This is a genomic window from Lentilactobacillus raoultii (assembly GCF_900411375.1).
Lineage (GTDB): Bacteria > Bacillota > Bacilli > Lactobacillales > Lactobacillaceae > Lentilactobacillus > Lentilactobacillus raoultii.
In genome coordinates this window covers 612,535-637,714 of record NZ_LS422984.1, presented here as the reverse complement: position 1 = coordinate 637,714, position 25,180 = coordinate 612,535, and the positions used below count along the sequence as shown (strand labels likewise).

25 protein-coding genes and 1 pseudogene are annotated in these 25,180 nt (G+C 41.6%); 14 read left to right on the top strand and 12 right to left on the bottom strand.

All coding sequences use genetic code 11. The annotated features are described in order from the left end of the window. Positions 1-133: 133 nt before the first annotated feature. Both ED605_RS04630 and ED605_RS04625 read left to right on the top strand, forming a co-directional pair. Positions 134-895 carry a hypothetical protein gene (locus tag ED605_RS04630; protein WP_121977710.1) on the top strand — a complete coding sequence of 254 codons (762 nt, stop codon included), beginning with the start codon at positions 134-136 and terminating at the stop codon, positions 893-895. Positions 896-1,077: 182 nt separating this feature from the next. Next, positions 1,078-2,079, top strand: a complete 1,002-nt coding sequence (locus ED605_RS04625; protein WP_121977709.1) for a LacI family DNA-binding transcriptional regulator — start codon at positions 1,078-1,080, stop codon at positions 2,077-2,079. A gap of 2 nt (positions 2,080-2,081) precedes the next feature. On the opposite strand, the gene ED605_RS04620 is transcribed toward ED605_RS04625, so the two are convergent. Further along, a complete protein-coding gene (locus tag ED605_RS04620; RefSeq protein WP_121977708.1) occupies positions 2,082-2,855 on the bottom strand; it encodes an SDR family NAD(P)-dependent oxidoreductase in 774 nt (257 codons plus the stop codon). Between the two features lie 348 nt (positions 2,856-3,203). Between ED605_RS04620 and ED605_RS14575 the strand changes: the two genes are divergently transcribed. Both ED605_RS14575 and ED605_RS04615 read left to right on the top strand, forming a co-directional pair. Next, a complete protein-coding gene (locus ED605_RS14575; RefSeq protein ID WP_162919748.1) occupies positions 3,204-3,353 on the top strand; it encodes an AbrB/MazE/SpoVT family DNA-binding domain-containing protein in 150 nt (49 codons plus the stop codon). Between the two features lie 538 nt (positions 3,354-3,891). Next, positions 3,892-5,286, top strand: a complete 1,395-nt coding sequence (locus ED605_RS04615) for a sugar porter family MFS transporter (protein ID WP_225419042.1) — start codon at positions 3,892-3,894, stop codon at positions 5,284-5,286. 116 nt (positions 5,287-5,402) lie between these two features. Here the strand turns inward: ED605_RS04615 and ED605_RS04610 are convergent, their stop codons facing one another. Then, a complete protein-coding gene (locus ED605_RS04610) occupies positions 5,403-6,455 on the bottom strand; it encodes a hypothetical protein (protein ID WP_121977706.1) in 1,053 nt (350 codons plus the stop codon). Between the two features lie 204 nt (positions 6,456-6,659). Next, a complete protein-coding gene (locus ED605_RS04605) occupies positions 6,660-6,977 on the bottom strand; it encodes an ArsR/SmtB family transcription factor (protein ID WP_121977705.1) in 318 nt (105 codons plus the stop codon). Between the two features lie 150 nt (positions 6,978-7,127). Between ED605_RS04605 and ED605_RS04600 the strand changes: the two genes are divergently transcribed. Next, entirely contained in the window at positions 7,128-8,075 is a 948-nt protein-coding gene (locus ED605_RS04600; protein WP_121977704.1) for a DMT family transporter, read from the top strand. Positions 8,076-8,419: 344 nt separating this feature from the next. On the opposite strand, the gene ED605_RS14720 is transcribed toward ED605_RS04600, so the two are convergent. Both ED605_RS14720 and ED605_RS04590 read right to left on the bottom strand, forming a co-directional pair. Further along, positions 8,420-10,459, bottom strand: coding sequence for a DUF5776 domain-containing protein (locus tag ED605_RS14720; RefSeq protein WP_225419041.1), 2,040 nt, complete (start codon positions 10,457-10,459; stop codon positions 8,420-8,422). Between the two features lie 150 nt (positions 10,460-10,609). Continuing rightward, positions 10,610-11,788, bottom strand: coding sequence for an IS110 family RNA-guided transposase (locus ED605_RS04590; RefSeq protein ID WP_121977703.1), 1,179 nt, complete (start codon positions 11,786-11,788; stop codon positions 10,610-10,612). 631 nt (positions 11,789-12,419) lie between these two features. Here ED605_RS04590 and ED605_RS04585 point away from each other — a divergent pair. The 3 genes from ED605_RS04585 to ED605_RS04575 are packed head-to-tail and all read left to right on the top strand — an operon-like array spanning position 12,420 to position 14,401. After that, on the top strand, positions 12,420-13,721 hold the full coding sequence (locus ED605_RS04585) for a Y-family DNA polymerase (protein WP_121977702.1): 1,302 nt from the start codon (positions 12,420-12,422) through the stop codon (positions 13,719-13,721). Continuing rightward, positions 13,714-14,034: an acetyl-CoA carboxylase gene (locus ED605_RS04580; RefSeq protein WP_121977701.1), complete on the top strand. Its 321-nt coding sequence runs from the start codon at positions 13,714-13,716 to the stop codon at positions 14,032-14,034. Before ED605_RS04585 ends, ED605_RS04580 begins: the two co-directional genes overlap by 8 nt. A gap of 16 nt (positions 14,035-14,050) precedes the next feature. Beyond that, on the top strand, positions 14,051-14,401 hold the full coding sequence (locus tag ED605_RS04575; RefSeq protein ID WP_121977857.1) for a hypothetical protein: 351 nt from the start codon (positions 14,051-14,053) through the stop codon (positions 14,399-14,401). Between the two features lie 92 nt (positions 14,402-14,493). Here ED605_RS04575 and ED605_RS04570 read toward each other — a convergent pair whose 3' ends face one another. Next, positions 14,494-15,303: a CHAD domain-containing protein gene (locus ED605_RS04570; RefSeq protein ID WP_121977700.1), complete on the bottom strand. Its 810-nt coding sequence runs from the start codon at positions 15,301-15,303 to the stop codon at positions 14,494-14,496. A gap of 264 nt (positions 15,304-15,567) precedes the next feature. Between ED605_RS04570 and ED605_RS14970 the strand changes: the two genes are divergently transcribed. From ED605_RS14970 to ED605_RS04545, 6 genes and pseudogenes are all read left to right on the top strand, one after another. Beyond that, entirely contained in the window at positions 15,568-15,630 is a 63-nt protein-coding gene (locus tag ED605_RS14970) for a putative holin-like toxin (protein ID WP_263852935.1), read from the top strand. Positions 15,631-16,084: 454 nt separating this feature from the next. Next, positions 16,085-16,147, top strand: a complete 63-nt coding sequence (locus ED605_RS14965) for a putative holin-like toxin (RefSeq protein ID WP_370824496.1) — start codon at positions 16,085-16,087, stop codon at positions 16,145-16,147. Between the two features lie 378 nt (positions 16,148-16,525). Beyond that, entirely contained in the window at positions 16,526-16,615 is a 90-nt protein-coding gene (locus ED605_RS14565) for a putative holin-like toxin (protein WP_162919746.1), read from the top strand. Positions 16,616-16,939: 324 nt separating this feature from the next. Then, positions 16,940-18,048: pseudogene (locus ED605_RS04550) on the top strand (dicarboxylate/amino acid:cation symporter); the annotation flags it as partial. Next, positions 18,049-18,198 carry a dicarboxylate/amino acid:cation symporter gene (locus ED605_RS14865; protein WP_263852936.1) on the top strand — a complete coding sequence of 50 codons (150 nt, stop codon included), beginning with the start codon at positions 18,049-18,051 and terminating at the stop codon, positions 18,196-18,198. It abuts the pseudogene before it with no gap. Positions 18,199-18,350: 152 nt separating this feature from the next. Continuing rightward, entirely contained in the window at positions 18,351-18,656 is a 306-nt protein-coding gene (locus ED605_RS04545; protein ID WP_121977699.1) for a hypothetical protein, read from the top strand. A gap of 80 nt (positions 18,657-18,736) precedes the next feature. On the opposite strand, the gene ED605_RS04540 is transcribed toward ED605_RS04545, so the two are convergent. The 6 genes from ED605_RS04540 to ED605_RS04515 form a co-directional block, all read right to left on the bottom strand. Further along, on the bottom strand, positions 18,737-19,798 hold the full coding sequence (locus ED605_RS04540; protein WP_121977698.1) for a ketopantoate reductase family protein: 1,062 nt from the start codon (positions 19,796-19,798) through the stop codon (positions 18,737-18,739). 275 nt (positions 19,799-20,073) lie between these two features. Beyond that, on the bottom strand, positions 20,074-20,814 hold the full coding sequence (locus ED605_RS04535) for a glucose 1-dehydrogenase (protein ID WP_121977697.1): 741 nt from the start codon (positions 20,812-20,814) through the stop codon (positions 20,074-20,076). A gap of 230 nt (positions 20,815-21,044) precedes the next feature. Beyond that, a complete protein-coding gene (locus ED605_RS04530; RefSeq protein ID WP_121977696.1) occupies positions 21,045-22,064 on the bottom strand; it encodes a hypothetical protein in 1,020 nt (339 codons plus the stop codon). A gap of 135 nt (positions 22,065-22,199) precedes the next feature. Continuing rightward, positions 22,200-23,339, bottom strand: coding sequence for a hypothetical protein (locus ED605_RS04525; protein ID WP_121977695.1), 1,140 nt, complete (start codon positions 23,337-23,339; stop codon positions 22,200-22,202). Between the two features lie 222 nt (positions 23,340-23,561). Next, entirely contained in the window at positions 23,562-24,686 is a 1,125-nt protein-coding gene (locus ED605_RS04520; RefSeq protein ID WP_121977694.1) for a hypothetical protein, read from the bottom strand. Positions 24,687-24,848: 162 nt separating this feature from the next. Continuing rightward, positions 24,849-25,163, bottom strand: a complete 315-nt coding sequence (locus ED605_RS04515) for a transposase (RefSeq protein WP_162919745.1) — start codon at positions 25,161-25,163, stop codon at positions 24,849-24,851. Positions 25,164-25,180 lie beyond the last annotated feature (17 nt).

The window sequence follows — 25,180 nt, the reverse complement described above, 5'->3', positions numbered from 1 at the left end:
TTCAAGTCATTGAATGTTGGCCACGTTCAATGATGACTCGGGGATGTTTGAAACTGAGTCACTTGACCGGTTTCATGCTATATGAATACAAAAACACAATTCCAATCAAAAGAAAAAGGGAGATCTTAAATCTATGACATTAAAACACATCTTATACACTTCAACCGCAGCTTTGGCAATGATCGCACCAACGTTGGCAACCAGTGTCGCTGCCAATGCCGCTACCGGTGCCCCAACGCAAACCACCGCCCAAGCCGGTAAAACCAACAACAATCAACAGGCTGGCAAAGCAATCAATAACAAACAGGCCGGCGATAAAACCACTAACCAAGCTACTGCAAAGGCTGGTAATCAAAACACCAACCAAACCAGTGCCAAAACCGCGAATTCACAAGCTGCCAAGGCAAACGACAACAAGGCAGCTGATAACAAGGCAACCAGTTCAACACCCGCTAAAGCAAATGACCACGCTTCAAACAACAACTCTGTGAAGACAACGCCGGCTAAGACCGATGCCTCCCAGTCACTCAGTAAAGTGGACTTTGGGGCCTTTAAAACCAGCACGCCAACCAAAGTGGCTCAAGACTACACCCATAAGGCACCACGTTACACAGGCTCGAGCTATACGGATGCCAACCAGGGCTATTCAACTTCGGTGACCGCAACCAATGATAACGCAACGTTGAATTACGCCGTCAGCACCTATAACTCAGATGGCAGTGCTTCAAGTCAACCATTCGCCATCAAGATCTACAAAGATGGCTCACTTTACAAAACGCTTAAGTCAAGCACCGGCGCTGCCAAAGGTTCCCTGAACGTGGACAAGGGAACTTACAGTCTTAAAGTATTAACCAGTGCTTCAGCTCACTATACCGGTGGCTTATCACTGTCCTAATTGATCATTAACTTCTATTTCAATTAGAAGTCAACAAACAACCCTCGCGAGACCATTTAAAAATGGTTCAGCGGGGGTTGTTTGTTGGCTTAATTCATCCTGTCATTTAAAAACCAGCAATCACCTTGGCCGCATTTTGCGTTATGATAAGTTTACACAATCAGGAAGGATGACCTAAATCAATGAAAAACGTGACAATTTCTGACGTTGCCAAAGCAGCCGGGGTTTCCGTCACCACAATTTCCCGTTACCTAAACGGCAACTTTAGCAAAATGAGTTCCGAGACAAAAGCTAAAATTACGACCACTATTCAACAATTGAACTACCATCCCTCCGCTTCCGCTCGTAAAATGCGGACCAACCAATCCAAAATGATCGGCGTGATCGTTGGTGATGTTTCAAATGTATTCTCATCACTGCTGTTTAGCGGCATTTACGAAATTTTACAACCCAGGGATTACAGTGTCCTTTTACTAAATGCAAACAACTCAGCTTCAGAAGAACGTCAAGGCATCAATCGACTACTCGAGCAGGAGATTGACGGGTTGATCATTCAACCCAGCCAACCCAATTTTAAGAATTATCAAGTTATTTTGAAAAATCACGTGCCGATGGTAACTGTCGATCGGGAAGTTAGCGACCAGCCCGAAACGGTTGGTAAAGTCGTGACGAATAATTTCCAAGCCAGCCGCCAATTTGGCGCCGAACTGATTAAAGCCGGGTATGACCAACTGCTACTGATTAGCAGCACCACTGTGCCAATCTCGGCTCAAGTGCCCCGAATCAAAGGGTTTAAAGACAGTGTCAAAGAAACCGCCAGTCGAGTCATTGAATTAAACTTAGCCGGCCATACTGATGATTGGCTTCCTCAACAAATCCGTCATTACTTGAATCAGGGCAAAAAGACGGTTGTTGTTTCATTAATGGGGCCACTGTTGTTCAAAACACTAACGGCATTTCAAGAACTCCAGTTAACGTTTCCCGATCAAATCGGTCTCGCCAGCTTTGATGATTGGGACTGGTCCAAATTTGTCAGTGACGGAATTGATCTCATGCAACAAGACCCAAAGGAGATCGGTCGATCCGCTGCTAAAACGCTGCTTACTACCATCAAAGAGCCCAAAGCGGTCACACCGGCCACTCAGCTGATCCCCGCGACCAGAGTTTGGGGGCATTCATTTTAGTCTTATCTAAGCAAATATCCCCCATCAACCGGTAACATGACACCTGTGACGTAATCAGCTGCTGAACTCGCCAAGAAAACCATGGGTCCCATTAAGTCTTCCGGCACGCCCCACTCGCCGGAAGGAATATGACCCTTAATTTCGGGTCCCCGAACCGGATCATCCTGCAGTGGCTTGGTCATGTTGGTTTTAATATAGCCCGGTGCCAAAGCATTTACTTGGATATTGTAAGGTGCCAAGGCGTCCGCATATGCTTTGGTCAGGCCCAAAACACCGTGTTTACTGGCAGTGTAAGGAAAAATATACTTACCAGCCCGATAAGATTGCATGGACCCAATGTTAATGATCTTACCGTGCTTTTGTTTGGCCATTTCTTTGGCCGCTTCATGGGACATGTAATACAGTGCGTTCAAATTTAAATTAATGACCTTTTGCCAATCCGCATCTTTAAAATCCAATACGTTATTTCGCAATTGCATCCCGGCATTGTTCACTAAAACATCCAAATGGCCAAATTGATCCATCACCTTCGCAACGGTTTCCTGAGCAGCTCCTGGTTCCGTGATGTCTTTCTGGAAAAAGCCAACCTGTTGCCCATTTTCTTCAATCTGTTGCTGAATCTCCTGCCACCCGGTTTGAGACCGACTAACGATAAAAATGTCAGCTCCATACAGTGACAGTGCGATTGAATAATTTCGGCCCAATCCTTCAGCACCACCGGTAATTAATGCCACTTTGCCTTTCAAAGAAAAACTGTTTTTATCAAAATTTGTCATCATGTTTATCCTCCTAAACGAATCAACCTTGGTTTATTTCAACACAACTAGTTCTGCTATTTTTAAATGGGTGTATCGATACACCAGCAAGGATAATGTACTCGATTTTCGTCAATTAATCAAGCGCTTACACTCAAGGACCATAAAATTAACGTACTTTAACCATTTTTATAAGAATGCTGTTGTTAATGATGCGATCATCCCAGCGTATCCTTGGTCATTTGTTAAAAATTGCCCGAATCGATTGCAAATTTTAAATGATATGATAGAATGTTCGCAGTTACATAATTTAAATTTTTAATGTAACTGCGAGCTCAACAACATTATAGACTTCAAGGAGGAATTATTATGTCAAAGAATGTACAGATAGTTTCCAACGATGGTCGAGTCGTAATGCCAGCAGAGTTACACGCCGCAGATCTTCTGCAAGCTGGTGATCGCGTGGTTTTTCGGACCACTGACCAGGGTCAAGTTGTTATCGAAAAAGCAGTTGAGTAACTTCGGCTGTGATCGTTTCATGAGTTTTTCAGTATGATGCATTAAATTTTTATCAAAAAACAACCTGAGAGGATGCCTTTTTATCAGCACTTTCTCAGGTTGTTTTTCCTTTTCCGATGACGTCACTTACCGTTAACTAAACTTTTTACAACTGGCTGCCTACCCCTGATCATTTTAAATTTGACGTTATAACTAACTTCACACTAATATATTACTTTCGAAGCTTTTATCAGCCTTCTTAAAAAAGAACAGACTAAATTTTACATGGTTTGATAGACTAATCATCATCAAAAATCACCATCACGTCACCAATTCTCTCATTATCCTTTAATTATCAATTGTCTAATTCTCCACCAGTAGCCTGACCTTTTTAGTTTCTTTTCGAAATTTTCTTGACAATCTAGTACATCAGAATATAATAGCTAGTGTAAGTGGATTCACTGCTGAAGCCAGGCTACTGGTCAGCTTACACTAGGGAGATGATACAACAACCATGCACCACATGTTTTAATTGCTATTATTAGGAGGATGATTTATTTTGAAGACTCAATCAAAGGGCTATACCCGATATTTATTGGTGACCGTTTTCGTAGCAGCCTTTGGTGGTTTCCTATTTGGTTACGACCAAGGTGTTATGTCAGGTGCCATTAACTTTATCGGGCCGGTCTTTCATATGTCCAGCGGCGTGTTGGGCTTTGTTTCCGGTGGCATTCCGCTGGGGGCGTTCTTCGGTTGTTTAATTGCCGGTTGGTTAGCCGATAAGGTCGGTCGTAAAATCGTGATGTTTGTTTCTGCTATTTTATTCACCATCTCCGGTTTGGGCTGTGCTGCAGCAACCAGCGTGACAATTATGATTGCCGCCCGACTAATCGGTGGCTTAGGAATCGGCATGGTGTCAACGCTGGTCCCCGTCTACATTGCCGAAATCGCACCAAAGGAAATTCGCGGCAAGATGGTTGGTGGCTACCAGTTAGCGATTGCCACCGGAATTTTTATCGTTTACCTTGTCAACGCAATCATTGCCAACACCCACTCCATGGCATGGAACCAGGATGTTGGTTGGCGCATGATGTTTCTTGCCGGAATGATTCCAGGCATTATTTTCTTCCTGCTATTATTTGCCATCCCTGAAAGCCCAAGGTTTCTGATTAACAAAGATCAAGAAGACCGGGCCGCCAGCATTTTACAGCGGATGTCCGTTCAACCAAAAGAAGAAATCGATGCCCAGGTCAAAGGGATTAAGCAAAATGTCATCGCCGAAAGTCAAAACAAGAGTTTCACGAAGGACCTCTTCAAAAAAGGGACCCGAATGGCCTTGTTCGTCGCCATCATGTGCTCGGTCTTCCAACAACTAACCGGCGTTAACGCGGTTGGCTACTACGCCCCGACCATCTTCAAAGATGCCGGCGCCGGTGCTGATGCGGCCATGATTGAAACCGTTTTTATTGGTGTCATTAAAGTGCTTTTTGTGGCCTTCTTCATGGGGCTGATCGATAAACTTGGTCGAAAACGCATGCTGAAATGGGGCAGTTACGCTATGGCCCTTTGCCTCTTCATCATTGCTGTGCTGTTTGCCCAAGATCCGATTACCAAAGCCTTTAACATCTTTATCATTGTGTTGATCGTCCTTCATACCGCCAGTTTTGAAATGTCATGGGGTGGCGGTACCTGGGTTTTGATCTCCGAAATGTTTCCAAACAAAATTCGGGGCCGGGCTTCTTCAATTGCTTCAGCCGCTCTTTGGCTAGCAACCTACGTGGTAACTCAGCTCTTCCCAGTCATGCTTGATAAATTGGGCAGCGTCTGGACATTTGTGATTTTCGGGTTGTTCTGTGTTGCCATGGGCTTGTTTATTCAAATCTTCTTCAAAGAAACAGCCGGTAAATCCTTGGAACAAATTCAACAAGATCAAAAAGCAGGCAGTATCGATTAAAAATCTCATCACTTTTTAAAATGAAAAATGGCTTCGAACAACTGTTAAATTAGCAGTTATCCGAAGTCATTTTTGCTTGGGCCTTTAACGCTTTATGAGTTCATCAGTGACCCCTATTATTGATGTTTTTGCCTTTTCCATTCTTCAAATGAAATAACAGTTTCGCCATCAAGGGCGTCAGAAGCTTTCCCTTTTTGACTCATTTCTGTCAAATATTCCCCTAACAAGTCATTTGAGTGAGTTGCAGGCGCCAATAGTGACAGCAGTGTCTCCTTATTCAGCGAAAAGTTGTCAGAATCTTCACCCAATGCCACCATCTCTGGGGCTGATTGATCAACAGCCGCTTTTAATATTGGCGTTAAGGATGGGGACAAGAATCCTTTTTCACCGGCAAAATCAATGAACAGTTTCATTACTTGATCAAAAGTTTGATATTCCGTTGAAAATAGTGGTGCGTCTTTTGTTAAATAATTTGTCATAACGTGGCTCAACGCTTCGCCTGTCCAATTAGCCGGTGTTTGGCGATACTCCCCGTATAGATGACTGGTAATTCTTTCGAGACAGACCATCACCCGTTTACTGTAACTATCGTCAGCCGTCGTCGCGATTTTTCTAAAACCAATTGTTTTAAGAAACTCAGCGGTGATGGTCAAAGTCGCGTCACTAATTTTTTGGGCCGTCTTTTCCTGATACTCGGGCAATTCTGGGCGATCATATCGATAAGCTTCGAAATCCGGATCCTCATTAGCCGCTTCATCGTCGAAAAGTAACGGCGCTTCATCAAGTAATTGGTCATTGAAAACTTCATCGACCTCATCGTCAGTTATTTGAATCACTTTTTTGTGTGCCAACCAGGCGATAAATAAATGGCCAAGCTCTAAGCTGCTTGCCAAAAAATCATCGGCCTCATCAGCCATTTGATCATCAAAGTCCGACGCTTTTGTCAGAATTTCAATCCCGGCTTTCAGATCAGCCAGCGTCAATTGCGACAGTGGTTTAAAGTTATTAGCAGTTAACACAGCTGCCATAAATCCCTTGGCCAGCAGATACATCGCGTTAGTTGCATCCTCATTCAACACAATATCGTCTGCGCCATTTTCAGCAACAAAATCCTGCCAATACGGTGCCAACAACTGGTCTAAATAATTACTTTGGTCGTTTGTATTCATTGAATCTCCTTATTTGGCTCTAAGCGGCCGATTTACAAATTTAACATACAGTAGGTGATAGTATATCAAACCAAGTCAAAAAAGTCTGCTTTTAAAAACTGAAAATCTATGAATTTATTTTTATATGATGTAGCCCACAACGTAATAACTAAAAGCGGCCAATTTGCATCCCGGTTTTCATGGATTCCTCGTTAAAACTGCCCATTACTTAAAATTAACAATCCAGTTTTCCAAAGGCTTTAACCCTTGCAAATTTGGCGCATAGTAAGTGTGAATCCCGTGAACATACTTTGAAATGATGTGATTATCAACCATCACTTTTAAATGATAATCTAACTTGGTTTTTTTAATGCCCATTTTATGAGACAAATCAGTGGGACATAAACTAGTTGGGTGTTCTGGATTAACCGGCGTTTCGCAATCTTCATCACGACCCTTTTTGATGAGATTTAAAGCTTGAAATCGTAGGGGATCAGCCAAAATCTTCGCTAACCTAATAATTTCTTGATTATTTTGTGTCATTTTAAAATTCCTTCCAAATTTCCAAAATATGATTAAAAACTGACCGATTTAAGATTGACAATCCAAAATATTTTGGACTATACTGGTAACAGTTCAAATCGATTTGGACTGTCTTGATTATAAACTAAACTATTGTTAGGAGACAGTCTTATGCTCTTTATTATTTTTGGGATTATTGTCGGCGTTACCCTACCTTTTCAAATTGCAACCAATTCAAAACTTCAGCAAACCATCGCCTCGTCACTGCAAGCTAACCTTGTTAATTTTATCATTGGTTCAATTGTTTTAGCAATTTTAGCTTTAGTAACCGGACAATCTTTAGGAATTTCGCTTAATTTTGTTCAGAATGTTCCCGTTTGGATTTGGTTGGGTGGTGTCTTAGGTGTCATTTACCAAATGGGAAACATTCTGCTTTTTCCACGTTTGGGTGGCGTTGCAACTGTTTTAATGCCTATCTTGGGTCAAATTTTTGGTAGTTTATTGATAGATAATTTTCGATTATTTGATTCACCATTCCATGCAATCACCGCTTTTCGTCTACTCGGTGTTGTCTTAGTCCTCTTAGGAATCTTAACAACTGTTGTTTTGCCTACATATCTGATCAACCGACAGCGATTGATTCAAGTAAAAAAACAACGAAGTGCCGGTAAATTCAGTTGGGGATTACTTGGAATTTTATGCGGCGGCGTGAATGCATGCCAAGTAGCCATCAATGGGGCTCTGGGACATGCTTTAGGCTCTCCCGCAAAAGCATCCTATATTTCTTTAGTAACTGGAATGATCTTGCTATTCGTCATTATCTTTTTCTTTGACAGGCCAAGAATAAACACTATCAAATTTCGTCTGCATCAGTACAATGCTTGGTGGATTTGGATTGGCGGTATCTTTGGAGCAGCCTTCGTCTTTGGCAATTCGGTTTTAGTGCCAATTCTTGGGACGGGAATGACCGCTGCTATCGTCCTAATTGGTCAACTATCCGGCAGCTTATTGATCGATGAATTTGGTTGGGTTGGTGCTAGAAGAAATCCAATCAATCTACTCCAAATTATTGGTATTTTAATCATGATCGGCGGTGTCTTTGTTATTAAATTGTGCTAAAGATCCAAAAATCTCACTCGCATAATTAAAGTCTGAATATGATAGATAGGTTATTAAATAGAATGAATTTAAAGCTAAATAACCATTCATTATTGCACAAAATCAGACAGTACCACAAAATTGGCTGAGGTACTGGCAGCGAGAGATCGGTGCTCAGTTAGAACACCCTTACAACCGCCCCATCCTAATTTAAATGAACAGGTTGGTGCGGTGGCATTTGCTAACTGGGGATTATAGAGTTAAAAAATTGCTAAAACATCTCAGACAAAAAGCCTCACCAACTGATTGCGTTGATGAGGTCTTTATATGCTTTAGTTACTGGCACTCTAAATAAGCGCCAATCTTTACTTTTGAATCACGAATTTCTTATTTGCTGTGACATACCGGCCATTTGTCAAAACATAGCGTGTTGCTAATTTATGATGAATGACTTTCTTAACTTTCAGCAAAGTTCCCTTCTTGTAATTCCTAACTTTCTTCGTTAATGAAGCTTTCTTATAGGAATTTACGCCTTTGCGGTTAATGGCTCGAATCTTCTTACTCTTCGGAACTGATTGATAGTAAGCAGAGACAACATATTTAGTGCTGGTTGTGATATAGCCCTTAGTTCCTTTGACGTATTTTCCGGTATATGGATTGTATTGTTGAACACGATATCTCAGCTTACCAGAATTATCGCGCTTGAAACCTTTAACGATGAATTCAGGACGGTTAACCCGCTTAGTCTTGGCATACCACTTAATTCGATTACGTCTCGAGAAATCAGCTTTCTTATACAAACCGATCTTTTTAGTAGCATATACAGCAGTCCCCTTGGTATTAACATGTGCACTTGTCGTAACCGAAGTTGAGTTGGAACCATTATTGCTGGTTGAACTGCTACTGCTGCTGGTCGAATTATTATTCGAGTTACTGGTTGAATTGGAGCCGGTGCTTGGATTCGTGTTGGTAGTTGAACCAGTACTACTTGATCCACTGGTTGAATTACTGCCGCCACCGTTATTAGTGTTGCCGCCGTTACCAGTGACAGTCACTTGAACTGTCTTCGAAACATTTTGAACAGTAGGATCGCCATCAAATTTTGCGTCCTGCACTGTATAAGTAACATCATAGTTACCATTACTAAGTGACTTAATACCTACTTTCAAACCTGCTTTCTCAGCTTCTGCAAGATCTTTAATTGTCCCAGTACTATTGGTCCAACTTTCAAACCCTTTACTTGGGTCAACAGTCTCTCCAGCTTTCATTGTCCAATCTTTTGCATCAAGGACTTTTCTTAGAGAAACGTAAGTCGCATATTTGCCTTGGCTCATATCAATCGTTTTCCCGTCTTGGTCGACAATTTTAAGTTGTGAGCTATCATCCCAAATATATCGATAGTATGGAGGCATCACATTGTTCTTTTTATCACTATAGTCAATTGACCAACCATCTTGAGAAACTTTTTTAAAAATTGGCTTTGTATCAACAAAATAATTTCCGGTCTTAAATGCCTGAGGATCGTTTCGCTGATCCTCAGCTTTATCAAAGCCAACCCCAAATGGATCAAAGATAATTGGATTCGATTTAGCATCTGGCACTAAACTCTTTACATCATCTGTTATTGCCTGATACGTACCATCTGTTGTTTTTTCGGTGACTAAATATGGTTTACTGTTAACAGACGCTTTGGTAAATCCCTCAGAGAAACATGGTCTGAGTGTAGTTGGATTTTGATTCTCACCATCATACTGAGTCATTTTGAAACCGACAGTATTACTTTTTAAATTAGCCTTAGTCGCAACACTTAAGGGAATTTTTAACGAAAGACTCCCTCCAGCTTTTAGTGGAGATCCATCACCACCATCAGGAGTAGTAACATGGATCGCAAATCCATTCGCATTCCAATTTGCATTTTCCAAAATGTCAAAATTTTTGTCTATATCACTTTGACTATCTGTGGAATTGATAATAGTATCAGTATCACCGCCCTTATCAGTATAAAAATCAAGCTTTTGAACTTGCTTATCTTTGAGCCAACCCTTTAGTTTAGCAAGAATCGGTCCTTTATCAGAATCTGCAACATAGACGCCCTTACTCTTGCTATCATCAAGATTATCTAGTCTTAACTCCTCGTTAACCGGTTGACCAGTGGAAGAGTTATTTTCTATATCCAGGTTCGCATATAATTTTGTATAACCACCGGTTTCCCATTTTTTACTATCAATGGGAAGAATTTCATCTGTACCAGAACTTGTTGGAAATCCTTTTTCAGTGTTGCTTTTATCATCAGTTAACGTCATGGTAGCCGTAGCCGTGTCCGACCCATTAAGGTGGTACACGAATGGCTTGTTACCATCATTATAAAATGGGCCATTATAGTCAGCAGATGCTGAAACCCCCATAAAAGCCAAACTAATAACAAAAGTAAAAATCACTTTTGTTACCAACGAGACATGAATTTTATAAGAAAATAACCTCCTGGAGGCCGCACTAACCTAAAGGTAGCCGGCTACCAAAAAATTTTGTATAATATCATTAGCTAGAGAAACTTATTAAACATCTGTTGGACCAGTGAGACTTTGAACTCGCTGGTCTTTTTGATATTCTTGGTAACAAGTTCCTCGCTCGATCATGGCATAAATGATTTTTAAAATTTTATGGGCTAAGGCAACTAATGCTTTTTGGGCACCCATGCGACGATTTAAACGATAAAAGAAATCCTTAAGGCCGGAATGGGCCTGCTTTTTGGCAGCTAAAGCGGCGGTTACCAAAGCCGACTTCAAATGAACATTGCCATGGGTGACATGACTGCCTTTCGAAATTCCCGCCGATTCATAGTTGCCGGGGCTCACGCCCGCCCAAGAAGCTAAGTGGCGCGCCGATGGGAACGGCGTCACATCAGTCCCAATTTCAGCAATAATAATTTTGGCAATGTGCTGACTAACACCAGGAATGGTCTGTAAACGAAGATACAAGTCTTCAAGGGGTTGAAGCTGTTCTTCAATCAGTAATTCCAATTCCCGAATGGTGCGCTTAAGGTCAGCCAAATGCGCCAACTGAATTTCTAAGAGACGCCGGTCACTAGCCGATAAGCACCCGTCTAAGGCCGCCACCAACTGTTCCGGCTGCGCTTTCATACGGTCATGCATACACGCGGCGACGGACTTGGGGGTAATGGGTTGGTCTCTAATTAGGAGTGCCAATAATCGCTGACCAGAAGTCCCAAAAATATCAGTTACATAAGTCGTTAACTTAATATTCGAGCGTTGGAGGATATTATGAATCTGATTCTTAACTTGGGTGGCCGCTTGGGTAAACGACTTACGTGCCCGCGTCGATTCACGTAACTCTTGAATGGGACGCGGTGGAATAAAGCTGGCCGCCACCAACCCTAAGCGAGCTAACTCAGCAATCCACTCGGAATCTTTCTGATCGGTTTTCTTTCCTGGAATATTTTTGATAATGCGCGGATTACACAGGATCATTTTGAACCCATAGGGTTCCAAAATTTGCCAAACTGGTCGCCAATATTGGCCAGTGCTTTCCATCAAAACCACTTCAATGTCTTGAGCTAACAACCAAGCAGCACATTGACGGAGTTCTGGTGAAGTGGTGCCATAACGGCGACTGTGTTTTTGGGGCTTTTGATCGGCCCGGCCAATCAGCGTCGTTAGGGTGATCTGTTTTTGGTGGACGTCGATCCCACAACACTTTTCAACAATCACTTCCATGGTGAAGCCCTCCTCGTATAATTAAAATTGACGGTTGCCTAATGATCGCGATGAGGGTATGAAATTTTATAAGCGTGCTCGTGGCAACAATGGGTTAATCTCAAGGATCAAAGGCCATCGGTTTTATTTTCAGGCTTAAAAGCACCAATAAAGCAACGATGTACAATGAAACCGCCTTCACCTATATTATACGGGAGCAGGCGGCTTTTTTCATTGATGGTTACGAGGGGAGCGTGCGACCCTCAGAGAGTTTTATTTAAACTCATTATTTTAACCCCCAAATGTTTTTTCTATTCATTATCCAAATTCTCTTTTATCTCCCCCTCCAGTCTATCTATTTTCCACAACACTATCATTCTAACATCTAGATAACATAAAATACATACTATTCATGAAAAACAATTCACTAATTCTCATTAATGTTTCACAGGCATAATGATTCACTATCGATTTTAAAACTAGTATACTTTTCGCATCTAATTTTTATATCTATGTACCAATTCGTAATCATGTTCACAATTTCGATTTTTTTGAAATTTCTCTTGACTTTTTAAACGTGCGTTCGTAAGATAGAAGTATCCAAACAAGCATTCGACCTTAGTCAACATCAAGTCAGGGGGATGAGTGAACGATGTTTATTGATCAGGAACCACATGGTCTTTTCTTTTTAATTGATAATAAGTCGTTTTATGCCAGTTGCGAAGCGGTTCAACGCGGCTTCAATCCACTAAAAGTGCCATTAGTCGTATTAAGTGAAGAGAAAAATACCAACGGCGGCCTCATTCTAGCGACTTCCCCCGAAGCCAAGCACTTGTTTCATCTAAAAGCCAACGTCTCGCGTAAACGGGATCTGCCAAACGATCCTCGCTTACTTGTCGTCCCGCCGCGGATGAACCTTTATATTCAACGCAATCTACAAATTAACCAACTGTTTACCCACTTTGCGGCCGAAGAAGATATTTGGCCCTATTCGATTGATGAAAGTATCATCGATATGACCCACTCATGGCAGTTATTTGGGCAGTCACCGCGCCAGGTTGCCCGATTGATCCAAGAGACTGTCCGTCGAAAATTAGGCCTCTACACGACTGTCGGCATTGGGGATAACCCCCTACAGGCCAAGATTGCCTTAGACGTTTATGCCAAACACACGGCTGATTTTATCGGCGAAATTCATTACGAAACCGTACCGAAAATGATTTGGACTATTCCTAACCTAACCGATGTTTGGGGAATCGGCAACCGCACCGCCAAACACCTCAACCGACTGGGCATTCACAATATGGATGACCTGGCCCACACCAACCCTTACTTTCTTAAACAGGAAATGGGCCTAATTGGCGAACAGCTCTTTGCGACAGCCTGGGGTGTGGATCGCTCCCAAGTTTGCCGTAAACCGGTTGTTAAATCAGCCAGTCTCGGCAACTCTCAAGTTTTACCACGTGATTATCAAACGCAAACCGAAATCGAAACGGTCATTAAAGAAATCGGTGAACAGGTGGCTGCCCGACTGCGTCATCATCGAAAACTTGCCGGCTGTTTATCCTTAAGCATCGGTTTCTCCTACGCAGCTGCTGCAGAAACTGGTCAAGCCGGATTCCACCACGCCATCCGGGTCACCCCGTGCAACAGTGATCGGGAAATTGTCGCCCCCTTACTCTTCTTATTTCGCCAACTTTGGACCGGCCAATCTGTCCGCAACATTGCTGTTTACAGCAGTCGACTCACACCGGACACTAGTCAGCAATTGGATTTATTTACCGATCCTCACCAACAAATCAAAAACGACCGGTTGGGCCATGTCATTGACGAAATTCATCAAAAATTCGGCTTCACAAAGTTAATTTATGCCACTAGTTTGACTCGTGGTGGTACCGCTGTGCAACGGGCCAAGCTGGTTGGTGGCCATAACGGAGGCAACGCTTATGAATAAGGATTTGGAGATTATTGATCAACGAATTGAAAAACTATTTAAACGCATTAGCCGAACCCGTTATTGGATTCAAATTGTCAATGACCCCTATGATCAAACTTATAATTTCTTTTTTAACAGCCAACGCCGGGGTGAACGATTAAAATCGGTGCCGTTACATAAACTGGTTAACTATCAGCTCACCTACCTCGAGCAACTCATTAAAGGGCTAAGGGCCAAAACCAACTTAACGATTGAATTCACTGGCTTTACCGGCATGCGCTGGCCGACCACTCACAAAATAATCCAATGGAGGCGTGAGCAACTTGAATAACCACAAAAATTTTGACATGGACGTCGTTAACCACTTTTTTGAACACGATTACCGCGATCGGGGCATGCTGAAGTGGCAAGGCTTTTATTTATCAGATCACACCGCAGCCTTAAACCATCAACGTGACCAGCAACAACGAATTTACCAACGCCAACCGCAGCAAACTTTGCCGACCATTTCAAAACTGTTGGCTGACGCCTATCAGCGCCATCGCCAGGTTACTCTTCAACTAAACGAGGTTGATTTAAATGGCCGGCAGTTGCCTGATAGTCAAACTTATATCTACGGTTACCATGACGATCGAATCGTGATCGACGACCAAAAACTGATCGCCATTAACCAAATCCGTCACGTGACGCTCAAATGACGTGCTTTGTTTAGAACCCATTATTAACAGCGACGAAAAAAAGCCTTTCACTTCAAAATGAAAGACTTTTTCGTTAATCCCAATCACCGTTATTAATTTGTTTGAGCCGCTTTTTTAAGAATTGTTTTTCGGTTAGCTGTGTAAATTTTACGCTGAGCTTGAGCCATTTGTAACAATAATTGACGATCGGTCGAATTCTTCATTTTATCGGCCAGTCGGTGTAATTGACCATCGTTAACATGAGCATCGGTAATCAACCCACAAACGTCTTGAACGTGCTTAGCCTGCCGTAACACTTTTTTGGATTTTTTAGGTAAAAATGGTGAAAAATAAGCGGCTGAATAACGTAGCGTTTTCGCACGTTTCCGGACGTGATGCACCCGCGGATAATCATGAAAATCCAAATTTTGGTACTGTTTCATCAATTTCTGATCCCGACGTTTAAATTCCTTAACGAAAGCCTGATCGGGATGCCCTTTAAAAATCAAATTGTCCAAATGAGTCTTAACCCGTGTCAAACAGGTTGTTAACATCAGTGCCGCCGAATCACTTAACGTTTGCTCCATTAACTGATTTCGTTGATCATGTAACTCATCAAATAAGCCGCGATAGGCACTGCCGGCTTGGGGATGCTCAACCGCAAATTCACCGGCTTTGCCAATCAGTACATCTAAATCTCTTAATGGCCCAAATAACCGAGCAGCCTGCCCCAAATCTGCATTCAATACTTGGTAGACGGCTTGTGGCATTTGGCGTTTTAGAAATTTAATCAGCCCCCGCAGTGTTCGAATCGCTACTCGTAAATCATGAACTCGATCCGCATCGTAAGGGTTATTCTGATAGCGCAGCCACTCACGCTCAATTCGATTATATTGTTGTTGGAGAACCGCTGTAATTGACATTTAAATGACCTCCCTTAAACTGTTTCAAGTTGACAACAATGATTTTCCTTATTAATTCGTCATCTAATATTGTAATCGATTTCATTATAACTCAAAATTCATTAAAAAGGTTGGTTAGTATCAACACTTTCTGTATAATTGATCAAGTAAGAAGTTTTAAGGGCGGTGGCTGTCTTTTCCCTTGAGAGGTGAGGTCTATGGGATCATGGAATAATCTTCAGAAAGGTTTCACAGCCAACGAGCGTCTTTCAGGCACTCACGTTGATGTTACTGTTCGGCACGTTTTTAGTGGCGCTGCTGACGTACATCGACCAACATACCAAATGAAAAAGCCGCCCCACATAACTTTGACCGGTTATGGGACGACCTAAAATTGTTCTGTAACTAAAGTCACCGCCTTTGAAGCGGCTTACATCGGAAGTCCTGTTCGCGCAGGGCTTCCTTTTTGTTAAATTCATTATAACATGCGCTTGAAAAGCGAGCCAATGTTTCCATTTAAAGTTGAGGCAAAGAAACCCGTTACTTTAGTGACCGGTAGTTGATTAAACTAAAACTCTTAACCAGTAAGATTCAAGGTTCGGGGCTCTTTATTTAAATATTCACATAAATCAAAATTTATCAGAAGGGTTGGTTAGGATCAATGTTTTCTGCATAATTAATCAAGTAAGAAGTTTTAAGGGCGGTGACTGTCTTTTCCCTCGAGAGGTGAGGTCTATGGGATCATGGAATAATCTTCAGAAGGGTTTCACAGTCAACGAGCGTCTTCCAGGCACTCACGTTGATGTTACTGTTCGGCACGTTTTTAGTGGCGTTGCTGACGTACATCGACAACCATACCAAATAAAAAAGCCGCCCTATGTAACTTTGGCAGGTTGCAGGACGACCTTAAATAGTCTAATGTAATTAGCCACCGCCTTTAAAGCGGCTTGCATCGGAAGTCCTGTTCCCGCGGGACTTCCTTTTTGTTAATTTCATTATAGCATGCCCTTAAAAAGTGAGCCAATGTTTCATTGATTTAAAACTCTTAACCAGTGAGATTGAAGGTTCAGGGTGCTTTATTTAAATATTCACATAAATCAAAATTTATCAAAAGGGTTGGTTAGGATCAACACTTTCTGTATAATTGATCAAGTAAGAAGTTTTAAGGGCGGTGGCTGTCTTTTCCCTTGAGAGGTGAGGTCTATGGGATCATGGAATAATCTTCAGAAAGGTTTCACAGCCAATGAGCGTCTTCCAGGCACTCACGTTGATGTTACTGTTCGGCACGTTTTTAGTGGCGCTGCTGACGTACATCGACCAACACACCAAATAAAAAAGCCGCCCTGTGTAACTTTGGTAGAGGTCACAGGACGAGCTAAAATCGTTTATTAAATTTCTGCCACCGCCTTTAAAGCGGCTTATATTGGAAGTCCTATTCATGTGGGACTTCCTTTTTATTAACTTTATTATAGCATGCCCTTGAAAAACGAGCCAATGTTTCATGCCAAAATCAGTTTAACTGGTATGTTATAAGATATAACATGTGATTGGCGATTCTGCACCTTTTTCCCGCCAACTTTGTCACTCATCACCAATGTACTTCTAAACGAGACCACCTATACTAAAAGCATTAATTATTTGCGAGGTGGCAAATCAAATGAAAAAGCTTAACTTACTTTCACAAATTATGATTGGAATCATAATCGGCATCACCTTAGGACTGATATTTGGCAAAAATATTGCTGGCATTAAAATGGTTGGTGATATTTTCCTAAGATTAGTTCAAATGGCGGTCGTTCTCCTAATTTTAGGCGCCGTTATAGAAGCAATCGGCACCTTGAAATCAAACCAGCTGGGACGAATGGGTGTTAAAACCATTCTTCTATTTCTCGGAACCACCGCAGCGGCAGCAGTCGTGGGCCTTGGGATTGGCTATCTTAGCAATCCTGGTTTAGGTATCCGAATGAGTCAAACCACCACTCACATGGCAACGGTTCACACAACATTGGCTAAAACCATTTTGAACTTTATCCCCGAAAACGTCTTTGCATCCCTAGCCTCTGGTAACATTATCCAGGTCATTATCTTTGCCCTCTTCTTTGGCACGGCATTACACATGCTTAATGCCAATGGTCATTTTCAAGGCGTTCTAACCGGGATTCACGAATTAAATCAAATTACCATCAAGATTATTTCGCTGATTATGAAAGCCGCACCATTTGGAATTGGTGCTTTGATTGCCAACGTGGTTGGGTCAAATGGCCTAACCGTCATATTGCCACTGTTGAAATTCTTATTCACTTTCGCGGTAGGAACCGGCCTCTTTTTGGGAATCTTGTTTCTAATCGTCCATCTCTATACCAAAGTTCCCTACAAAACGTTAAGCCAAGGTTTTTCCAGAATGATCGTCGTTGCCTTAACAACAACTTCTTCAGCAATTTGTCTACCAATTGAAATGCAAGACGCTAAAGAAAAACTGGGTGTTGATCAACAAACTGCTGATTTAGTTTTGCCACTGGGAATGTCGTTGAACAGCAACGGTCTGGCAATGTTTCTATCCCTTTCCTGTTTAACATTGGCTCAACTATACCATCTTAACTTTGGCTTACCTTTTATGACCAAAACTGTTTTCCTGGCAATTTTGGTCTGCTTTGGAACGGTCGTTGTTCCTGGCGGTGGTTTATTGCTCTGACCATTGTCGTGCCAACGCTGGGATTGCCCACGTCAAGCATTGCGGTTTTAGCGGGAATTGAGTGGTTCTCAGGTATGTTTCGAACCGTTCTCAACGTGGTGGGCGATACCACAACGGCAATGCTCATCTCCAAAAGCGAACACCGCTTAAAATTGCCAGATGACGACGTAACTGTTATCAGTGAGGCTAAATTAAAATCACAGGTACAGGAGAAAGATGAATAGAAACTTGTACTCAAGATTGATAATACTAAGTTAATCATGCAAAATGAAAGTAGACATCTTATAATATGCATTTGACGCTTTCAGCACATTCAATAAAGCCACATATAATCTGATACGATTAGAACCAAGGTAAAAAAAAGGAGGTAGCATTCATGAATAAGACCGATATTTTACAAAAGTTAACTCAGCTAAATCAAATCATCGAACACGATCCAGTTGATTCCCGCTCATTCCAGAACGCTTCTACTGAACTCAGTCAGCTGCTTTTGGATTACATTAATATTCGAGAAATTAATGTAATCATCAAAGCCTTAGGAAGGCCGCTAACCAATGAAGAAGTTGCTGATTTACTTATTGCTCGACAAAATAATCAGCCACTTGATAAAGTCATTCACTTACATCAAAACTCAAGCATTACCCCCAAAGGTTCACTGACAACACCAAAATCTTCAACATAATAGACAATCCGGATCAATGGCTACTCAAGGTAGTCGTTGATCCGGATTTTTAACATTATCATTTTTTATTAGCAATTATTTTACGACAGAATCGGTTTATTCGTTAACAGTTTGCTAAAACGAATCATTGTCTCATCAAAGTTCGGCAACGTATCGGTATCCTGAGCTTCCGTGACAATCTCCACAATCAGATCGTTATATGGCGTGGTCAGCTGATGCTCTTTAGCCGTTTCAACAATTAAGCCGTTGATTTCGTTAATTTCAGTCTTTCGATGATGCTCCAAATCTTGCAGCATGCTGGCTTTTAAACTGGCCCACGGCTTCATAATTTCCCGTAGATAATCGATTTGTTTTTGGGTAAAATCGGCTCCTTTTAGGCTAAACAACTGATTGAAATCGACGCCGTTCATGGGCGCAAATCTGATCTGGTCCGCATGGCCGGCTGTCAAAGCTTCGTTGATAATATGCAAAGCCGATTTAATGCCAACGTCACTGGCTAAAATACCACCATAGGTTGTATTAGCCGCGGCGGATAATCCGCTAAACGATGCGTTGATTAATAGTTTTGTCCACTTAGTGCCCATCAAGTTATCTGAGATCGTTGTTCCACCAACATTAGATAAAATTTCCTGAATCATTTCAATTCGGTCAGTCAGTTTACCATCAATCTCGCCAATCTGAAAAGCACTCTTTTTAAAAGCGTCAAACTCGGTCGTTAATTCTGAAACACCTGGTCCATGTCCAGTGCCACCGAATTCAACTGAACCGGCGATCACGTTTTTAGCATCAAAAATTTTCAAGATATTTCTTTCTGGAACCCCATTTTGAAGTGAAATCAAAGTGCCGTCTGGTGACAAAATCTTTTTAATTGCTGGCAGCACTGTCCCATTAAAGCCCTGTTTAGTGTGCAGCAAAATCACATCATATTGACCGTCCACGTCATTCGGTGTGACCGCGTGAACCGGAACGGTTAAATCCGTTGCGCCAATAATGTGGGCGCCCTTTTCATTTAACGTATCCACGTTCTCCTGCCAGGCATCAATTAAAGTGACGTGATCTTTTCCATAGGCTTGTGACAGGTAAGCCCCTGTAATCGTGCCAATTGAACCAGCCCCATAAATTGCAATCTTTTTCGCTGACATGTTGATATCCTCCTCAGCTAATTCCAAATAAAATTGTGCATTAATCAATGGCTAAAAACCATTTTCCACTGTTATCATAGCATTTATGAAACCGGTTACAAAACAAATGAGCTTTTATTTCTCAACTAAAAAGCAGCCATCATGGTAAATTGGTGCTTATCGTGATGACTATTGTGATCATTAATAAAACGACTTTCCAAATGCAAAATTCCAACCTTTTGCATTTAAAAAGTCGTCTTCACAATTAGTCGATTTCAATCCATTCATAATTAGCTTTATTGCGCTGTATAACCACCATCGACAACTAATTCCGAACCAGTCGAGAACGAGGACTCATCGGATGCCAAATAAAGTGCCGCATTGGCAATTTCATCAGCCGTTCCCAAACGCCCCATTGGATGTAAACTTTCCAAGTGCTGACGCATTTCAGGATAAGCATCCACCATTGGCGTGTGAGCGTATCCGGGATGAACAGAATTAACCCGAATAGCGTAATGTTTTTCCGCACAGTACAGAGCTGCTGATTTGGTGAGCATGCGAACCCCGCCCTTGGCAGCGTTATATGCATAGAGATTGCTAATGCCGATTAAGCCGGCAATTGATGAGATATTAACAATCGAGCCACCATTTTCTTTCATGTACTTGATGCCATACTTAGTCCCCAACATGACACCATCCAAATCTACGGATAATACCTTGTGCCAAGTTGCGAGATCAATGTTTTCAGCATCGTTAAATGATAGGATTCCGGCATTATTAATCAGAATGTTGACTTTACCGAATTTTTCAACGGCCGTTTTGAATACCGGTTCCCAGCCAGCTTCTTGTGAAACATCTTGCTTGATGAAAATTGCATTAGTCCGACCAATCTCATCGAGCGCTTCATCCGCGTGCTGATCATCAACGTCAGTAATCACGACTTTGGCGCCTTCCTTAACAAACAGCTCGGCCATTGCCAATCCAAAGCCTTTGACACCACCGGTAATAATGGCAACTTTTTCATCTAAACGCCCCATAAATATCGACCTCCCGATACTTAATTCAAAGCTTTAACCACACCTATCTACACTTCAAGTATAGTTCACCAAAATCTCCTTGTAAAATATTTCACAAATGTTCAAACTAAAAAACAATCAATTATGCTCTAAAAATTTATAATCTCTTATACATTTTAAAAAAAGATTAATCCTTTTTCGGCTTATGGGATTGATTTCGTAATGATTTATCGCCAAACTTCCCTTTCAATTTAACTTTTGGATGGATTTGAAGTCGGCGAGGTCGCCGTTTCACTCGCAGATGGTTGATCATCCTGTTCGTCCTTTAATGTATGGTCTTCATCCATGTCGGCTAACATACCCTTCTTCTTGTTTGAAAAGTGGCGTCGATTCTTCCCTAACTGAATCATTTCAGGGGCCACCTCATCAATCGCCCGCTTCATCCGTTCAGCAATTGTTTTAGTTGTAACGTGCTCTTGAGCAGCAACGTCCATAAACATTTTCAGGATGGTGACCGTTTCTGGGTACTCTTCTGGTCGAATTGTGGCATCCTTAATCAAATAGCCGGTTAAAACACTTTTTAAGGCTTTCTTGGTCCAGGATTTTGGTGTTTTACGAAACTCGCCGTACAAGTGACTAGCCATGCCAATTAAATAGTCAAATATATCAAGAGTATATCCATGGGTAATTTGACCCATCTCCGACTTAAATTGCGGGCTGTCAAAAAGTGCTTGAGCAGTTTGCCCAATTGTAATTCTGATATTGCCAGCCGTCCCATCTTGATAAGCCGTCAAACTTGGTCGGTCGTAATGATAGGCTTCCCGATCCCGATCGACCAGATAGGTATCGAAACCTTCCTTAATATTCATTGGCATCTCATCCATGGAAGCTGCCATCGTCCGTTCATTAAACGCATTGGCAATTTGCTGAGGCGTGAGTGACACAATTCCCTTATCCGATAACCAAATTAAAAATGTGGCCCCGGTTCGGACACTATTTTCGAAATATAATGTATAGTCGTCTCCAGTTGGTAGCAGCTGATCAAATGTGTCAACGGTTGCGATGATCTCCTGCTTGGAAAGTTGTGAAATTGGCCGGGAAGTTGCAACCACAAAAGCGCTCAAGAAGGCCCGCAACAAATTTGTATAATCATCTTTTATTTGCTGATCGGTCAAATGCGGATCAGAAAAATGCTGGTCATCTATAAACGGTTTCCCATATTGGTTCATTAATTGATCAACGCGTTCGCTTTTGTTTTGTAATTCATCCATAAGTTTCCCTCACTAATTCAAGATTTTATATGAATCTTACACCAAACTGGTTCTTCACTTGTAGGGTAAGTCATTTCAGATCACAATGGCAAGAAAAGTCACTTATTACTATGATTTAAAAAACACAATAAGGCTTCATTTTTTCTTTGATTTCTTCTTTTTCCGCCGATTCTTTTTCTTCCACTGTGAAAGTGAAATTGAATGGCCCTCATGACCGGTTTGATTGGCCAAAACAACTTTGTTAAAAGGATAGCTTGGATTTTTGGCCAATTCTCGTTCCTGCTTAGTAGTCCCTTTAGCCGAATGATCGGGATTAGTGGTTTTGAGCCACCACTTTTTGTCATCTGAAAAACGAGTTTCATCTGCGCCCAACCGAATCATTTCCGGTTCAATTTCTTCGATTGCCTGCTTCATTTGCTCAGCAACTCTTTCATAGGTTAACCCTTCAGTTACAGAGAAATCCATAAATGCTTTAAGAATCGTTCCAAATTGGGAGTATTCACTTGGAAAGATCCGGGCATCCTTAATCGTATAACCAGTTAAAATATCTTTTAACGCGCCAACAGTCCATTCATCCGGCATCTGGCGATGTTCACCATACAAATGGAGCCCAATCTGCCTTAAGTTAGTAACCAGATCGTCTTTAAACCAAAAATTTTTTTCACCAGTAATTGGTGTTAGATAACCAAAATTAATGAAGTCGTTTGCGACAGGCTCCACCTTATTCCAAACTACCGTTGCCAACTCATGATTAAACGCTGGCAGGGTTGGTCGATCATAATAATACATTGCTCGACCGGGGTCACCTAATGCTGCATCCGTCTCGGTAACATTTGAATGATTACGTGAAAAATCATTAAAAATGCCTATGGCGGCTGTCATTCTTCGATAAGCAGTATTAATTTGGCCAGATGTTAACTGAATGTCTCCCCGTGCTGACAACCAGTTTAGGAAGATATAAGTTGTTTCAACTATGCTGAAAAAATATTGAGCAACATCGTCTCCCGGTTCATCTGACAAAAAACGATGTTGATCACAAAGAATTTGCGTAAGGTCATTTTCTGTTAGTCGCGAGATCGGTTTAGCCATAGAACCTACTAATACATAGAAAAATGCTCTTAGCCGATTATCAAGATCACTCTTTTCCGCTTCAGTTACGCCTGGTATTTCAATGCCCCTTTCATCAATAAATCGGTAGCCATACTGGGTCATAATCTGTTCAGCTTGAACCTTAAGTTGCTTGATTTCGGTCTTTAATTCTTGATCATTAGTCATCCCATTGTCTCCTGACGATTAAATTAAAATCTAATTATTTCTTAGTATACCAACCATTAACCACCAGAGATACCAAAAAACTTATTTTTAGCAAATTTAAAAGCAGTTTTAAGTTGGTCGTGACAACTGACCATTTAAAGCTGCTTTTACTATTAATCTGTTAGTCTTTAACATGTCATGGTGAAAGGGGGCCAGTTCCCGGCAGGATTTTATTTTTCAATCTCACCTCTTCTTGGGCTTTCGCTTCTTCTTTTTCTTATTTTGTTTCTTCCACTTTGAAAGTGAAATCACCCGGCCCTCACTGCCAGGCTTAGTGGATGACGACGCGTTATCCGAAGCCGAGTTATCAAATAACTGATCATCTGATACGTCGGAGAATTGATCGTCATCTTCTTTCATGAAGTGATTTGCATTGGTATTAGCCAACCAGTCCCGTTTATCTTCTGAAAAGTTTTGTTTATCAGATCCCAATTGGATCATCTTCGGCTCTATTTCATCAATTGCTCGTTTCATCCGTTCAGCAATTTTTTCAGAAACAAAGCGATTTTTCGCCGCAAATGTCATAAACGTTTTAAGGATTGCACCAACTTGAGAATATTCTACTGGCCGAATGGAAGCATCTTTAACTAAATAGCCGGTTAACACACCTTTCAACGCTTTTTTTGTCCATCTTGATGGTGTCCGACGATACTCACCGTAAAGATGACTCACCACCCCAACTAAATTAAAAATCACATCATCCTCATATAGCTCACTAACTTTACCAACAATCGGTTTTAGCTGACCGCTATCAACCAACTTCTCCGCAAGATCTAAAGCAGTCGCTCTAATTCTATTTGCTGTTGTAACTCGATACTCAGGAAGATCTGGTCGTTCATAGTGATAAATTTCCCAGTCCGGATCATCTGGATCAACTTCATCAAAGTCATCCATGTCTTCTAACTCATCGAAGTCACTAAACATTGGTTGATAATCCGTCACTGCTCCAAAAGCTTTGGTAACCTGTCCTGGAGTGAGCTCGATGTCGCCTTGCCCTGCCAGTGACCACAAAAAAAGATAACCGGTTTGGACGATTTCGTCAAATAACTCATTGGTTTCCACATCCGTTGGTAGTGCAGTATCTATTGCACCTACCGTTACCATAATGTCTTCTTCAGTTAACTGTGGAATTGGATGAACACTTGCTGAAACCATCGCAATGAGAAATGATATCAAGAAATCGGAAGCAGTCTTTTGATTATTTTCACCAAATTTTTCAAGGAGTTGTCGACTACCATCAATAAAAGGGCTACCATACTGCCTCATAATTTTATTAACCCGATCAATTATTTCTTTATCACTATTCATTGAACTATTCTTCCACCTTTCAATTCAAAAGGATTACGACACCATTAAGTATACAAAATGTTGTGATAAATTATTCTCGTTTTATCAAAACTAAAAACAAAAAGCAGCTTTACCCGGCAGCTACATCACCAGTCTAAAAACTGCTTTCTATCACCTAAAGACTCATTCAACTCTGATAAGTGCCGTCGGGTGATTAACCCATTCCATCCCCGGCTGACCTTTAAGCTGATCAATCGCTTTCTTCAATGTGCCATTAGCCAGCCAAATCTCGAATTGTTTTTGAAGCGCGTGTGGATCACCATAGCGGGGCGGCAAGACATCCCACCATTCCCCAGTCTGCATGATCCATAGTATCCCATTGAACATTGTCCGATCAGGAAGCGCCGTAACGCGTGCTGAGTGATCCGCGGAAAACAATGGTTCAACTTGTCGCCATTGAGCAATTTTAGTTTCAAAACGTTTTGGCATTGGGGTCATTAACATCACTCCCTCTG